This window comes from Dyella sp. (assembly GCF_051962475.1).
GTDB lineage: Bacteria > Pseudomonadota > Gammaproteobacteria > Xanthomonadales > Rhodanobacteraceae > Dyella_A.
In genome coordinates, this window is record NZ_JBQCCF010000012.1 from 88,740 (window position 1) to 102,994 (window position 14,255).

A 14,255-nucleotide genomic window follows, 5' to 3' on the forward strand; every position below is an offset into this window, starting at 1 on the left:
AGGTCGCGCGTGCAGACAAGCCGCGCGCGTTTCATTCCCCGACCGAGGCACGATCCATGTCCACGTCTTTTTCCGCCGCTCCGCTCCCTTCGCTGATGCAGCGCCTGGCCGCGCTGTTCCACCCGCTGCACGCCCGCGGCGTGCTGTTCGACGGCCCCGCCCACCGTTCCATCGACGCTGCAGCGTCGCCCGCGCCGCTGCTCGCCCATTTCGTGCTGCGCGTGCGCCAGTTGCTCGCCGCCACCGACGAAGCGGCCCGCCAACGCCTGGAGCAGGAGGTGCTCGATCTTGCCGTGCCGCTGCACGCCGCCGGCCTGTTCGAGGTGCTGCAGATTGCGCACGCGCCGCTGGCGACGATGGTGGCCGACCACCTGGCGACGGCCACCGGCAGGGCCAGCGTGCCGGGTTAGCATGAGGCCCCCGGCCACGCCCCCTCACTCCATGCCGTCAGCCCCCGTACCGGCCGCACACTCCAATCGTCCCACCGTCAACACCGTGGTCTTCGACCTCGGCGGCGTGCTGGTGGATTGGGACCCGCGCTACCTCTACCGCACGCTGTTCGACGACGAGGCCGCCATGGAGCGCTTCCTCGCCGAGGTCTGCACGCCGGAGTGGAACCTGGCGCAGGACGCCGGCCGCCCCTGGGCCGAGGCCGTGGCCGTACTCAGCGCGCAGCACCCGCACCATGCCGAGCACATCGCCGCCTACCGCACGCGCTGGCTGGATACCTTGCGCGGCCCGATCCAGCCCACCGTCGACCTGCTTGGCGAACTGCGCGAGCAGGGCGTGCGCCTGTACGCGCTCACCAACTGGTCGCAGGAAACCTTCCCGCTGGCGCGCGAGCGCTTCGATTTTCTCGGTTGGTTCGAGGGCATCGTGGTGTCCGGCGAGGAGCAGCTGATCAAGCCCGATCCTGAGATCTTCCAGCGGCTGATCCAGCGCTACGCGATCGAGCCGGCCCACACGCTCTATATCGACGACTCACTCCGAAACGTCGCCGCCGCCGAGGCGCTGGGCATGCACGGCTGGCACTTCCAGGGCGCGGACGCGTTGCGCACCCGCATGCGCGCACTCGGCCTGCCGGTGTAACGCCCGCCCTTGGGGCGGCGCACGGCTTCGGCGATCATGGCCGGCGACGCCGGCGCGGTGCCGGCCAGGAGTTCCGGGCATGATCGATACCTCCAAACCGCCGCTGCCGCGCGGCATGCTCGCGCTGGGCTGGAGCGGCGTGCTGCCGTTCGCCGGCGCGCTGCTCGCCGCCTTCGTGTGGCCCGCCTGGGCCGGCTTTGCCGCCGCGGTGTTCGTGGCCTACGGCGCGGTGATCCTCAGCTTTCTCGGCGGCGCGCGCTGGGGCCGCGGCCTGGCCGGCGGGGTGTCGCCGCTGCGCTTCGTGGAGGCGGTGATGCCCAGCCTCATCGGCTTCTCCGCGCTGCTGTTGCTGCATGCGCCGATGTACGCGCTGGCCTTGCTCGCCGCCGGCTTCGCGATCTGGCTGGTGATCGATCAGCGTGATCCGTTGTGGACTGCCCCGTACCGGCGCATGCGTTTGGGCATCAGCCTGGTGGTGCTGGCGCTGCACGCCGGGTGGCTGGCGGTTTAGGTCGCTTCAGAGCGCCGCCCATACCACCGGCGCCAGCGCCCCCGCCACGCACCACGCTACCGCCAGCAGCGGCGGCATCCCGGCACGCAGCAGCAGGTACGCGGATAGAGCGATCAGCGCATCCCCCACGCTATGGATCGCGCTGACGCCCACCGGGTTCACCAGCGCCGCGGCCAGCAGGCCGACCACCCCGGCATTCACGCCAGCCAGTGCGCGGGCGGCGGGCGTGCGGTGGCCCAGCGTTCGCCAGTACGGCAGCGCGCCCGACACCAGCAACAGCCCCGGCGCGAAGATGCCCGCCAGCGCCACCGTCGCCCCGGGCACGCCGCCCATGCCGCCGGGCAGCCGGGCGCCCAGAAACGCCGCGAGCGAAAACATCGGCCCCGGCACCGCCTGTGCTGCGCCGTAGCCGGCAAGAAACGTGGCGTTGTCCAGCCAGCCGGCATCCACCACCGCGCTCTTGAGCAGCGGCAGCACCACGTGGCCACCGCCGAACACCAGCGCACCGGCGCGATAGAACGCCGCCGCCACCCGCCCCAGCGGTGGCAAGCCCGGCACCAGCAGGGCCACGCCCAGCCCCAGCGCGAACACCCCCAGCAGCCACGCGCCCGTGCGGTGGCCGTAGGCCAGCGCAAACGTCTCGCCTTGTCGTGCCGTCACGCCACGGCACAGCCACGGCCCCAGCAACGCGCCGCCGGCCACCACCGCCAGCTGCATCCACGCCGCGCCGCTCCACAGCATCACCACGGCGGCGACCAGCGCCCACGCGCGGCGCGGCCCGTCCGGCGCCAGCGTGCGCGCCATGCCCAGCACGCCATGCAGCACCACGGCCACCGCCATCAGCTTCAGGCCGTGCAGCAGCGCCGCGCCCCACGCACCTTCCAGCGCGCGGCTGGCCAGCGCAAAGCCCAGCATCAGCAACGCCGACGGCAACGTGAACCCCACGAACGCCGCCAGCCCGCCCAGCCACCCCGCACGCAGCAGCCCAATCGAAAACCCCAGCTGGCTGCTCGCCGGCCCCGGCAAAAACTGGCACAGCGCCAACAACTGGCCGAAGTGCGCCTCGTCCAGCCAGCGCCGCCGCTCCACGAATGCGCGGCGGAAATAGCCGATGTGCGCCACCGGCCCGCCAAACGATGTCAGCCCCAGCAGCAGGAAGGCGGCCGCGACTTCACCCACGCGGCCGCGCGTCGTCGGCGTGCTCATGCGCAGTCGAACAGGGCCATGAAACCGAAGTCCATGTGCAGCTGCATGTGGCAGTGGAACAGCGACAACCCCAGCTGGTCGGCGGTGAAATCCACCTCCATCGTCTGGTAGCCGCCGAGCATCGCCACGTCCTTGCGCAACCCCGCGGTGGGCTGGCCGGCGAGGCGGGTGATCTCGAACGTGTGGCGGTGCAGGTGCATCGGGTGGATGTCGTCGCTGGCGTTGTGCATGCGCAGCCGGTAGCGCCGCCCGTGCGCGAGGCGGAAGCGCGGCGTGCCGGCGTGCATGTCGAACGCCTGGCCGTTGATCGTCCAGCGGTTGAAGCCGCCGGCCGCCGCGTTCTGCTTGGCGAACGTCATCTCGATCACTTCGTCGGGCTCCGCCGCGGTGGCGCCGGGAATCGTGAAACGGCGATAGTCCCACCCGAACGGCGGCGGTGCCTCCCAGCGCGGCTCGCCGCGCTGGCCGGCGTACTCCACCACGATGCCCATGCCGCGCGAGCGGTCGTCGTCGGCCAGGTCGCCCAGCACCCACACGCCGGGGCGGTCCATCTCCACGATGGCGCTGATCCGCTCGGCGGTGCCCAGCCACAGCACCGGCACGCGCGCGGGGTTCGGCACCGGGTTGCCGTCCATCGCCACCACGGTGAACGTGTGGCCGGGCAGGGCGAGGCTGCGGATCTCGGTGGCGCTGCCGTTGAGCACGTGGAACAACACGCGCTCGCCCGCCTTCACCCGCACCGGTTCGCCGTGGCCGAGCATGCGCCCGTTGATCGCGAACGCCTGGTAGCCCACCTCGTAGCCGTGCCGGTCGCCGCGGGCCAGCGAGGCCTGCATCGCCCGTTCGCCGCGCGCCTTCAGCGCCGCGTCCACCGAATCCGGGCGCAGGAAATTCATCGCCATGTCGCCGCCTTGGCTGAAAAACGGATCGAACTCCTTCAGCGTCAGGAACACCTCGCGGTCGTACGCCCCCGGCTCGTGCCGCGGCTCGATATACACCGGCCCCACCAGGCCGCTGTACTGGCCGCGGGTGAGGTCCGCGCCCGCGCTGACATGCGTGTGATAGAAGCGGAACCCCGCCGGCCCCGGCACAAAGCTCAGCCGCCGCATGCCGTGCGGCGGGATGTACGGCGTGCCTTCCTCCGCCGCCCCGTCCACGTCCACCGGCAGGAACTGGCCGTGCCAGTGCAACTGCTCCGGCACGTCGGTGTCGTTGTGTACGTCCACCGCCACGCGCTGCCCCTCGCGAAAGCGCAGCAGCGGCCCGGGCACGCTGCCGTTGTAGGTGGTGGTGGAGACGATGTGGTCCGGCGCCAGCTCCACCAGGCTGCGCGCGATGCGAAGCGTGTGGTCGGGTCGACCCTGGGGCAGCGACTGCACCGGCGCAAATGCCCCGGCCAGGGACGGCGCTGTCGCCAGTGCGTTGCTGCCAGCAGCCAGCGCGCCGAGTCCAGTGAGCTTGAGAAAGTCGCGGCGGTCCAGCGGCATGGCGGTCTCCCGGAGGGCGAGCGTGCAAGCGTAACGCGCGTCGAGCAGGTGTGCCGCCGCAGGTTCTTCCGCAGGCCGCCGATGTGCTGGTCATGCGCGCGCGCCCGGCGTACTTTCACCGCTTCGCCACTGTCGAGGGAACGCCATGGGTCGCTGGACGCAAAGGATGGGGATGGTCGTGATGCTGCTCGGCACGTCGACCGCCGGCATGGCGCAGTCGGCGTCGGGCTGGTTCGTCACCGGCTCGGATCGCGCGCATTACACCGTGCAGGGCCAGGGCGACCCGCGCAGCACCCAGGGCGCGCGCGTCACCCTGCGCGGCGTGAACCCGCTGCCCGGCAAGTTCGGCGCCTCGGGCATCATCTTCGATGCCGCGCCGTATCGCGGGCATCGCCTCACGCTCACCGCCGATCTATCCACCCGCGACGCCACCCAGGGCGCGCTGATCTGGCTGCGCGTAGACGGTGCGCGACCCTCGGAGGCGTTCGCCAACTCGCAACTGCAGCCGGTGCTCGGCACCACCGCCGCGGCGCATCGCGAGGTGCGGGTAGACGTGCCGGACGACGCCGAGAAAATCTTCCTCGGCACCGGGCTTACCGGCGCCGGCGAGGTGAGCACCACCAACCTGCGCCTCACCGGGCAGATGTCGCCGGTGGCGCCCGTCACGCCGCTCGGCCTGCTCAATGCCGCCATCGCCATCGTGCGCGCCCACGCCCTGCACGCTGCGCAAGTGGACTGGCCCACGCTGGAGCCCAAGCTGCGCGCCATGGTGCGCCCCACCGGCGCCGCGGCGGACGCGTACCCCGTCATCGGCCAGCTGCTGGCCGCGCTGGGCGATCACCACAGCCACCTGCAGCCGGCCGCCACCGCGCAGAAGCTCGAGCGCGGCGGCTTCCCCTCCTCGCCGCCGAAGGTACAGGCGCTACCCGGCCAGCTCGGCTACATCGACATGCCCGGCTACAGCGGCATGCAGGCCGCGGCGCGGCGGGCCTTCGTCACCGGCGTCATCGGCGACATCACCCGCGTGCAGCCGCAGGCGCGCTGCGGCTGGGTGGTGGACCTGCGCCACAACCCCGGCGGCAGCATGCTGCCCATGCTCGCCAGCCTGCGTCCGCTGTTGGGTGAGGGCGTGCTCGGCGGGTTCCGCAATGCGCAGGGCCAGGTGCATCCGCTGCACGCGGCCAGCCCGCTCGACCCGGATCTGCCCAAGGGGCCGGCGCTGGAACACGCGCGCGTCGCCGTGCTGCAGGGGCCGCGCACCGCCAGCTCCGGCGAGGTGGTAGCCATCGCCTTCCGCGCCCGGCCCGGCACGCGCTCGTTCGGCCAGCCCACGGCGGGCCTGAGCACCGGCAACAGCAGCTTCCAGCTGCCCGACGGCAGCGAGATATTCCTCACCACCGCGGTCGACATGGACCGCACCGGCCGTGCCTACGGCGAGCGCATCGCCCCCGATCAAGCCGTGCCCGCCGAGGCCACCGCCAAAGGCGACGCCACGCTGGATGCCGCGCGCCATTGGCTCACCGGCGCCTGCGGTGCAACTGCACAACGGGTTGCCGCCGGCCCAAACCTATAATCGCCGCTTCACCTGCAGGATCACGCATCACCTTGGCAACGGCAGCGTGTCCGTCGCCCCTCCGCGGCTTTCAGTCAAGGTGGCCGCTCGCTGCCGTCCGACTCTCCGCGGAGCGCGCCGCTTGCCAGGGGTAGTGCACCGCAAGTTCTTTCGCTCTCGTGTCAGTGCGTCCCGGTCGCCCAAAACGCCGCGCTGCGAAGCGGCCGCCCTGCTATGTTCCGTCGCGGGGATAACAGGGACAGGGGGAACGCATGGCACGCAGGGGAAGAGTGGCGATGGCCGCGGCCGTCGCAGCGACGCTGGCGCTGGCTGGCTGGTGGCTCCACGGAAGCGTAATTGCACCGGCTACACGCCCCCCCGCGCTCGCCAGCGCACCCGCTCAACCACCGGCTGCCGCGTCAACGGCGCCGCCGCCCTCGCTCCCGCTGCGCTTTGAGCCGTTCACGCAGACCCAGGTGGAGCAGTTCCTGAGCCAAGCCCGCAAGGCCGAGGCGATCAACGATCCCCTGCAGCGCTGTCTGGCCTACCCGGACCCTCCGGGCAGCCACTGGAACGCCGATGCGGTAAAGGCCTACTGCCACTACCGCTACCTGCCCGGCATCAGTTTCGACGAGGCGCGTCATCTGATCGAGCGCGATCACGCCGCGGAGCTGGATCGTCAGCTGGCCGATGCCCTGCACAGGCAGCTCACCGACCCCGCCGCGCAGGGCATGCTCGACCACATCTACCAAAACGCCTTCGATGACGGCTCGTTCGATATCCGCCCCACGCTCGACGCATGGAAGCGGCAGTTGCCCAACAGCGCCTTCGCCTATGCCGCGAGCGGCATGGCCTATGCGCGGATGGCGGCCGCGGCGCGCGGCGAGAACTACATCAGCAACACCCCGTCCGACGCGATCCTCTCCATGGATCGCCTGGCACAGGAGGCCGATACCGACCTGCGCCACGCCATCGCGCTGGACCCGCGCATCACGCCGGCCTACGCGGCCATGATGAACATCGGTCGCATGACGCTGGGGCGCGACTACGCGCTTCAGGCGCGGGACGCCGGCTTGAAGGTCGCGCCGGCCGACTTCCTTTTGTATGGCGCCGCCAACGCGATGGCCGAACCCAAGTGGGGCGGGGCGCCGGGAGAACTGGAGGCGCTGCGTCGCCTTGAGCTGTCGCATGCGGCGCAGAACCCGCTGCTCTACCTCAATGCCACCGACACGCGGCTGAGCGAATTCAACTTCTACAGCTGTCGCTGCGACACCCCGCCGGAGCTGGCCCTGATGATGCACACGCTGCAAGACGTGGCTGGGTTCGATGCGCTCAACTCCGCCGGCCAAAGCGCGGACACGGCGCAGCAACACGGGCTGGCCGCGGTGTATTACGCCGAGGTGATCCGCTTCGCCAATCGCCCCAATGACCGGCTCAGCCGCGCGTTTGCACTTGTGCCGCTGGGTTACCCGAGCTGGGCGCACGACGAGATCAGCGCCGTGGCGCCGCAACTGCCGGGCAAGGGCGCCGTCTACCGCGGCCTGGGCTATGCCGACATGGAGCTGGAAGAAAACACCCGGGCCACCCGCGAGCTGGAGCAGGCGGTACGCCTCGATCCCACCGATAAGTGGTCATGGGAATCGCTCGGCCTGATCTATGGCGGTACCGGGCAGTGGGACAAAGCCTGGGACGTCGCCGATCAGCTGATCCGCATGGAGCCCGATGCTCCCGACGGTTGGCAACTGCGCGCGCAGGTGCAGATGGAGCAGCCGCGCGCCGGGCTGGCCGATACCGAGCAGGCATTTGCGGAGCGCTTCGGCCAGCGCCCCGACCAGCAGGCCACGCTCAACCGCATGCGCAACGCACTGGCGCACCTCAAGCACTGAGCGCCTTGCCGCACTGCCGCTTTCCGCAGCGCAAGCCGCTCGCCACAATCACTTTTTTCGTTGCTTTCGAGATCGCCCATGAACGCCCCCACCCGCATCGACACCACCCGCACCATCCGCGCGCCGCGCGGCACCGAGCTGAGCTGCAAGAGCTGGCTCACCGAGGCGCCGTTCCGCATGCTGCAGAACAATCTCGACCCCGAGGTGGCCGAGAACCCGGCCGAGCTGGTGGTGTACGGCGGCATCGGCCGCGCCGCGCGCAACTGGGAGTGCTTCGACGCCATCCTCAAATCGCTGCGCGAGTTGGACGACGACGAGACCCTGCTGGTGCAGTCCGGCAAGCCGGTGGGCGTGTTCCCCACCCACAAGGACGCGCCGCGCGTGCTCATCGCCAACTCCAACCTGGTGCCGCACTGGGCCACCTGGGAGCACTTCAACGAGCTCGATAAGAAGGGCCTGATGATGTACGGCCAGATGACGGCCGGCTCGTGGATCTACATCGGCTCGCAGGGCATCGTGCAGGGCACCTACGAAACCTTCGTGGAGATGGGCCGCCAGCACTACGGCGGCAACCTCAAAGGCAAGTGGATTCTCACTGCGGGCCTCGGCGGCATGGGCGGCGCGCAGCCGCTGGCCGCCACTCTGGCCGGCGCCTGCAGCCTCAACATCGAGTGCCAGCAGAAGAGCATCGACTTCCGCCTGAAGACCCGCTATGTCGACGAGCAGGCCACCGACCTCGACGACGCGCTGGCGCGCATCGCCAAGTACACCGCCGCCGGCGAAGCCAAATCCATTGCGCTGCTCGGCAACGCCGCGGACGTGCTGCCCGAGCTGGTCAAGCGCGGCGTACGCCCCGATGCCGTCACTGACCAGACCAGCGCGCACGACCCCGTCAACGGCTACCTGCCGCAGGGCTGGACGGTGGAGCAGTGGTTCGAGCGTCGCAAGAGCGACCCGGCCGGCACCGCCAAGGCCGCCAAGCAGTCGATGAAGGTGCACGTGGAGGCCATGCTCGCCTTCCACGCCCAGGGCATCCCCACCTTCGACTACGGCAACAACATCCGCCAGATGGCCAAGGACGAAGGCTGCGCCAACGCCTTCGCGTTCCCCGGCTTCGTGCCCGCCTTCGTGCGCCCGCTGTTCTGCCGCGGCATCGGCCCGTTCCGCTGGGTGGCGCTCTCTGGCGACCCGGAAGACATCTACAAGACCGACCAGAAAGTGAAGGAGCTGATCCCCGACGACGCCCACCTGCACAACTGGCTGGACATGGCCAAGGAGCGCATCCGCTTCCAGGGCCTGCCCGCGCGCATCTGTTGGGTGGGCCTGGGCCTGCGCCACAAGCTGGGCCTGGCGTTCAACGAGATGGTGCGCAACGGCGAGCTGAAGGCGCCGGTGGTGATCGGCCGCGACCACCTGGATTCCGGCTCGGTGGCGTCACCGAACCGGGAGACCGAGGCGATGAAGGATGGGTCGGATGCGGTGTCCGACTGGCCGTTGCTCAATGCGATGTTGAACGTGGCCGGTGGGGCGACGTGGGTGTCGCTGCATCATGGTGGTGGGGTGGGGATGGGGTATTCGCAGCACTCGGGGGTGGTGATTGTTTGCGATGGGTCCGAGGAAGCCGATAAGCGGATTGGGCGGGTGCTTTGGAATGATCCTGGGACTGGGGTGATGCGGCATGCGGATGCGGGGTATGAGGTGGCGGTGGAGTGTGCGAAAGAGCAGGGGTTGAAGTTGCCGATGGTTTGATGGTTGCCAGTAAAGGCATTGATATTTCAAATTTCTTCAGAGGAATGCTATGTCGACCAAGACCCCTAAAAAAAATTTAGCTGTTGTGCGACCGAACTCATTGGGAACCATAGTTGTAAAGCCTCCTGCAAAGCGTGTTCGCAAGCAGAAGGCCACAATTGACGATGGCTTAGTTGGAAAAATGAGCAAGCTTCGCGAGGATATGCCTACGGTGAAGTCGGTATGCTTCTTTAATAATAAGGGTGGGGTCGGAAAGACAAGTTTGGTTGCCAATTTGGCGGCTCAGCTTGGATTGAATTGTGGGGCGCGCGTGCTTGTCGTTGATGCCGATCCGCAATGCAACCTAACTCAGTACGTACTCAGTGAAGATGATTTCCTCGACGCATATAAATCCGAAGGGGCGACCGAGAGCATCTATAGCGTTATACATCCACTCTCGGTTGGAAAAGGATATACAAGCAGCCTGCCCATTAGGAACATCCCAAAATTTGGCTTTGACATCGTTCTTGGTGATCCTCGTTTGGCTCTTAAAGAAGACCTCTTGGCGCAAGATTGGAGGGACGCTAGATCAGGAGGTACTCGCGGTCTGAGAACCACATTTGTATTTTCTGATCTCATTAAAAAGGCGGATAACTACGACTTTGTATTTTTTGACATGGGCCCATCTCTCGGTGCTATCAACAGAGCTCTCTTGCTCTCCGCCAACTATTTTGTGGTGCCCATGTCCATTGATATATTTTCTCTCTGGGCCATCCAGAATATCAGTGAGGCTATAAGAATATGGAGCAGAGATATTGCTACCGGCTTAAGGCTGGCAGAAGACCCATCGGAGCTGGATGTTTTGCGCGCTACTCGTCTGAAATTTTTAGGCTACGTTACGCAGCAGCACAAAGAGCGTAGCGAGTCAGGTAGTCGCCGGATCGTTGAGGCTTATAACGCAATCAGTTCCAAGATACCAGACGAAATTGAATCGCGATTGGGTGCCATCTTTTCGAGTAAAAACATTCAGCCTCACCTGGGCGACATTAAGCATTTGGCCAGTCTGGCTCCAAAGTCTCAGACTCTTCACGTCCCCATGATTAATGTGACGGCTGTTGGTAGTTACGCCAGTATGCGCAAACAGGCGCGAAATATATATACAGCCATTTCCGGGACTTTTATTGATAATCTCCTGAAGAGTGCGTAGTCATGTCATCTTTTCAGGTCAATGCCGATCTCATTGACGACTTGGCTAAGCAGCGTGTTGTTCTCTTCCTGGGGTCCGGAGTGTCGGCGAGCGCCATAACGAAGTCCGGAGTGCGCATAAAGCAGTGGCGCGCGTTTTTAGAGTGGTGCGCTAGCTTTTTGCCGGAGGCTAGAGCACAAGGCCTCGTGACCAAGTTGCTCGAGGGGCAGGACTATCTGCTTGCCTGTGAGGTGCTGCGGAGGGGGCTTTCTGATACTTGGGGTGAACTTCTCCACAGGGAGTTCGGGCAGATTGCTGATCCATCTCCTTTGCACGGGGCTATCGTTGGTCTGGACCAGCGCATTATGGTCACGACAAACTTTGATAAATTAATCGAATCCGCTATTGAGCAGAGCGGCTCTACTCACTATCCAAAAGTGGTAAATAAGCTTAGTGCGGACGCATTTAAGATGCTGCGTGACGATGGGCGGTATCTTGTCAAAATGCACGGTTCCATCGATGATCCTGAGACATTCATTTTTACGAAATCGGAGTATATCGCGAAGGCTTTCGAGAATTGGATATATGGCGAGTTTCTGAGAACTCTGCTCGCAACTCACACGGTGCTATTTGTCGGATTTTCAATGAGTGATCCGGCAGTTTCGGCACTCGTCGAGCAGTATGCTTTCCGGTTTCCTAATGGGCGTCCTCACTATATTTTGCAGGGGGGTCCGATTGATCAGGAGTTGATCGATATAAATAAATCTCTGCGCAAGTTATACGCTATCGAATATGATCCAAAGGACGATCATATTCAGTTAACAGAGGTAATTAGATTTATGTACACAGAGATGATGCGCCGTCGATTAGAGTTGGCGGTTGATTCATCAAACTTACTCAAAACTGGTTGAGGATTTGGTTAACGGGTTGCGTCAAAGGAGCCGGGGATAAAGGGCGGCGCGGCTAATTAAATTTGCGCGCTGTTTGACGGCTTAAAATGTTGGCTTAGTTTAATTGGCCACATCCCGTTCTATCGGCGGGAGGTGGAGTTGGCGGCGTTCCGGGCAGACCTCGTCCCGAGCAATTACGGAGTATATGCGGTGGCTGACAAGAACGAGCTTCTACATTTTATAAGACATTACCGCCATAAAGCCAATGTGTTACGCGTCATTCATTCCCGGCAAGCCGAGGTAAAGCGCAAGCGTGATTTGAGCTACACCCTGGCAATTATAGTGCTTGGCGCAATAATTACCTTTGTTGGATTCATGGGGGCGACCAAATTAGTCGGGACCGTGGATTCTCTGTGGCAGACAGAGACCCCAGCTGAGAGTGCGTCGCCTACAGGGGCGAGTTCGACTGCCTCGGCGCCGTCTGCAACGGAGGTCGCGCGCAGCGCTAGTCATTTATCGAGCGGGGCGCGACCATCTTCGCTTTCAATTCCCGCCAGCAACAAGATTGAGAAAGTATCGGACTTAGCGTTCAATTTGGCAGTGCTTTTATTATTTGTAGCGTCGCTACTGAACTTGATATATAGGTGGAAAGAAGAGGCTGCACTTCATTTTCAGGGTGTAATCAAGTTAACGCACTTTTTGAATTGGCTAGATGAAGTAGAAATAACGTGTAATGGCGAGAGATGCAATGAGCTTGTCAAGAAGGTGAGGGGAAAATATCAGGTTATTGTGGAATCCCTTCCGCCGAACAGTGATAAGGCATATAAGGCGGCAAAGACGTCCATGAAATCGAATGACAAGAGGAGTGATTGCGGTGACGCGGCGCCCGGGCTCGAGTATGTTAGAGATGTCATTAAAGCTTCTCCCGCAATTATGCTTGTGTTGCGACAGATGCGTGCCCTTGACGGGCGTTTATGGCTCGGTGGCGGAGTAATACGAAATGCTGTATGGGATGACCTCACAAGCAGGAATACACGCATCGACGATTTTGACGTCGTTTACTACGATTCTCATTTAGAGAAGAGCCAAGATAAGTCTCTCGAGGAGAATCTACGGAGTCGCTTGCCGCCCGGCTTCGCTGTGTCGGTGAAGAATCAAGCGCGCATGCATTTGGTGACCGGGGAGGAGGGGGTTTCCTCTCTCGCCAATGCCGTCGCTGCTTGGCCTGAAACTGCGACTTCTATTGCGGTTCGGCTCTCTATCGACGAAGTCATTGAAGTGCTAGCGCCGCATGGCTTGAAAGACCTGCTGTCGCTTATTGTGCGCCCGTCTCCCGCTCACGCGGTCTGTCGCGACGCCTTCGAACGCAGAAAAGCGAGTAAGCAGTGGAAGAAGTATTGGCCTGAGTTAGCCGTTGAGTAAATGGAGGAAAACTGGGGTCAGAAAAACAGGGGGCAAAAAAACAGGGGGCAGGTTGAGGTGGCCCGGCTTTTTCGGACACGTTAGTTAAGCACTCATCGCCGCATCGTCGACACTGGCCGGCGTTCGGTAGCCAAGCGTCTGATGCAGGCGCTTGCGGTTATAGAAGCCCTCGATGTAGCTGACGATGGCGATCCTTGCCACCTCGCGTGTGGCGAACGCTTCGCCGTGAGTCAGCTCGTTCTTCAAGGTCGAGAAGAAGCTCTCCGCGCAGGCGTTGTCGTAACAGTCGCCATGGCGGCTCATGCTCGCCATCAGGCCGTGTGCGTCCATCAACCGACGGTAGTTGCCTGAGCTGTAGAGCACGCCACGATCCGTGTGGTGGATGAGGCCTGCAGGAGGCTGTCGATGGGTGATGGCCATGCGCAGGGCTGCCGAGACCAGTGGTTCGTCGTTGCGATCGGACAGCGCCCAGCCAACGACCTTTCGTGAGCACAGATCGATAAGCACGGCGAGATATAGCCAGCCAGCACGGGTGCTGATGAAGGTCACGTCGCCTACCCAGCACTGGTTTGGACGGTCGACGTGGAACTGCCTACGCACCAGATCCGGCGCTGTGCGTTTGTGCCGGCGAGCGTAGTGCGTGACCTTGAAGCGCCGCCGCCGACGCGCTTCGATGCCGTGCTCGCGCCTCACGCGAGCGACACGGTGGCGACCGCAAGGAATCCCCTCAGCGACCAACGCCTTCCACACCTTGCGTGCACCATAAGCCTCGCGCGATGCGGCATGGATACGCCGCACATGGCCGGCCAGGGCAAGGTCCTCGCGCTGGTGCGTGCTGGGTTCTCGATGGTGCCAGGCGTAGTAACCACTGCGGCTAACCGACAAGGTGCGGCACATGCCTGTTAGCGAGAACTGATCAGCGTGGCGGCGCATGAAGTCGTACTTCATGGCAGCTCCTTCGCGAAGTACGCCGCCGCTTTTTTTAAAATGTCCCGCTCCTCCGTGACGCGAGCCAGCTCGCGCTTGAGGCGCACGATCTCCGAGTCCTGATCGGGTTTGCGCCCCGAGCCGGGGAACGACGCTTCGCCCGCACGCACCAGCTCCGCCTTCCACTTGTAGAGCTGGTTGCGACGTATGCCCAGATCGATGGCCACCTCCGACGCCGGACGCTCGCCCGCATCGAGCAGACGCACCGCCTCGCGCTTGAACTCCGCCGTGAATCGTTGCCGCTTGACCATCTGACACCTCCCGGGGGATTGTCCCCGTTCAAAGGTGTCCGTCAAACCCGGGCCAGCTCA

General features: G+C 64.3%; 13 protein-coding genes. 9 read left to right on the forward strand and 4 right to left on the reverse strand.

Features of this window, described 5'->3' with window-relative positions; genetic code table 11:
* The first annotated feature begins 56 nt into the window (after positions 1–56).
* The 3 genes from ACTHJF_RS01930 to ACTHJF_RS01940 all read left to right on the forward strand — a co-directional run bounded on the left by ACTHJF_RS01930 (position 57) and on the right by ACTHJF_RS01940 (position 1,600).
* Positions 57–410 (forward strand): hypothetical protein, encoded by a 354-nt coding sequence (locus ACTHJF_RS01930; protein WP_440265581.1) that lies wholly within the window; start codon positions 57–59, stop codon positions 408–410.
* 31 nt (positions 411–441) lie between these two features.
* Complete coding sequence (locus tag ACTHJF_RS01935) at positions 442–1,089, forward strand: HAD family hydrolase (RefSeq protein WP_440265582.1); 648 nt, start codon at positions 442–444, stop codon at positions 1,087–1,089.
* 79 nt (positions 1,090–1,168) lie between these two features.
* Complete coding sequence (locus ACTHJF_RS01940; RefSeq protein WP_440264155.1) at positions 1,169–1,600, forward strand: DUF3429 domain-containing protein; 432 nt, start codon at positions 1,169–1,171, stop codon at positions 1,598–1,600.
* A gap of 6 nt (positions 1,601–1,606) precedes the next feature.
* Here ACTHJF_RS01940 and chrA read toward each other — a convergent pair whose 3' ends face one another.
* Positions 1,607–2,806 carry a chromate efflux transporter gene (gene chrA / locus ACTHJF_RS01945; RefSeq protein ID WP_440265583.1) on the reverse strand — a complete coding sequence of 400 codons (1,200 nt, stop codon included), beginning with the start codon at positions 2,804–2,806 and terminating at the stop codon, positions 1,607–1,609.
* Positions 2,803–4,293, reverse strand: coding sequence for a multicopper oxidase family protein (locus tag ACTHJF_RS01950; RefSeq protein WP_440265584.1), 1,491 nt, complete (start codon positions 4,291–4,293; stop codon positions 2,803–2,805). The genes chrA and ACTHJF_RS01950 overlap by 4 nt, the downstream gene beginning before the upstream one ends.
* A 166-nt stretch (positions 4,294–4,459) precedes the next feature.
* Between ACTHJF_RS01950 and ACTHJF_RS01955 the strand changes: the two genes are divergently transcribed.
* The 6 genes from ACTHJF_RS01955 (at position 4,460) to ACTHJF_RS01980 (ending at position 12,957) form a co-directional block, all read left to right on the forward strand.
* A complete protein-coding gene (locus ACTHJF_RS01955) occupies positions 4,460–5,866 on the forward strand; it encodes a S41 family peptidase (protein WP_440265585.1) in 1,407 nt (468 codons plus the stop codon).
* A 455-nt stretch (positions 5,867–6,321) separates the two neighbouring features.
* Positions 6,322–7,731 carry a tetratricopeptide repeat protein gene (locus ACTHJF_RS01960; protein WP_440265586.1) on the forward strand — a complete coding sequence of 470 codons (1,410 nt, stop codon included), beginning with the start codon at positions 6,322–6,324 and terminating at the stop codon, positions 7,729–7,731.
* 78 nt (positions 7,732–7,809) lie between these two features.
* A complete protein-coding gene (hutU, locus tag ACTHJF_RS01965; RefSeq protein WP_440265587.1) occupies positions 7,810–9,480 on the forward strand; it encodes a urocanate hydratase in 1,671 nt (556 codons plus the stop codon).
* Between the two features lie 49 nt (positions 9,481–9,529).
* Positions 9,530–10,666: a ParA family protein gene (locus ACTHJF_RS01970; protein ID WP_440265588.1), complete on the forward strand. Its 1,137-nt coding sequence runs from the start codon at positions 9,530–9,532 to the stop codon at positions 10,664–10,666.
* 2 nt (positions 10,667–10,668) lie between these two features.
* On the forward strand, positions 10,669–11,556 hold the full coding sequence (locus tag ACTHJF_RS01975; protein ID WP_440265589.1) for an SIR2 family protein: 888 nt from the start codon (positions 10,669–10,671) through the stop codon (positions 11,554–11,556).
* A gap of 189 nt (positions 11,557–11,745) precedes the next feature.
* A complete protein-coding gene (locus ACTHJF_RS01980) occupies positions 11,746–12,957 on the forward strand; it encodes a nucleotidyltransferase family protein (RefSeq protein WP_440265590.1) in 1,212 nt (403 codons plus the stop codon).
* An 84-nt stretch (positions 12,958–13,041) separates the two neighbouring features.
* Here ACTHJF_RS01980 and ACTHJF_RS01985 read toward each other — a convergent pair whose 3' ends face one another.
* On the reverse strand, positions 13,042–13,905 hold the full coding sequence (locus tag ACTHJF_RS01985; protein WP_440265591.1) for an IS3 family transposase: 864 nt from the start codon (positions 13,903–13,905) through the stop codon (positions 13,042–13,044).
* Positions 13,902–14,195 (reverse strand): transposase, encoded by a 294-nt coding sequence (locus tag ACTHJF_RS01990; protein WP_440265592.1) that lies wholly within the window; start codon positions 14,193–14,195, stop codon positions 13,902–13,904. The genes ACTHJF_RS01985 and ACTHJF_RS01990 overlap by 4 nt, the downstream gene beginning before the upstream one ends.
* Positions 14,196–14,255: the final 60 nt, after the last annotated feature.

Coding starts and splice junctions, on each gene's coding strand:
- ACTHJF_RS01930 (WP_440265581.1), top strand. CDS start 57: ATGTCCACGTCTTTTTCCGCCGCTCCGCTCCCTTCGCTGATGCAGCGC.
- ACTHJF_RS01935 (WP_440265582.1), top strand. CDS start 442: ATGCCGTCAGCCCCCGTACCGGCCGCACACTCCAATCGTCCCACCGTC.
- ACTHJF_RS01940 (WP_440264155.1), top strand. CDS start 1,169: ATGATCGATACCTCCAAACCGCCGCTGCCGCGCGGCATGCTCGCGCTG.
- chrA (WP_440265583.1), bottom strand. CDS start 2,806: ATGAGCACGCCGACGACGCGCGGCCGCGTGGGTGAAGTCGCGGCCGCC.
- ACTHJF_RS01950 (WP_440265584.1), bottom strand. CDS start 4,293: ATGCCGCTGGACCGCCGCGACTTTCTCAAGCTCACTGGACTCGGCGCG.
- ACTHJF_RS01955 (WP_440265585.1), top strand. CDS start 4,460: ATGGGGATGGTCGTGATGCTGCTCGGCACGTCGACCGCCGGCATGGCG.
- hutU (WP_440265587.1), top strand. CDS start 7,810: ATGAACGCCCCCACCCGCATCGACACCACCCGCACCATCCGCGCGCCG.
- ACTHJF_RS01970 (WP_440265588.1), top strand. CDS start 9,530: ATGTCGACCAAGACCCCTAAAAAAAATTTAGCTGTTGTGCGACCGAAC.
- ACTHJF_RS01975 (WP_440265589.1), top strand. CDS start 10,669: ATGTCATCTTTTCAGGTCAATGCCGATCTCATTGACGACTTGGCTAAG.
- ACTHJF_RS01985 (WP_440265591.1), bottom strand. CDS start 13,905: ATGAAGTACGACTTCATGCGCCGCCACGCTGATCAGTTCTCGCTAACA.
- ACTHJF_RS01990 (WP_440265592.1), bottom strand. CDS start 14,195: ATGGTCAAGCGGCAACGATTCACGGCGGAGTTCAAGCGCGAGGCGGTG.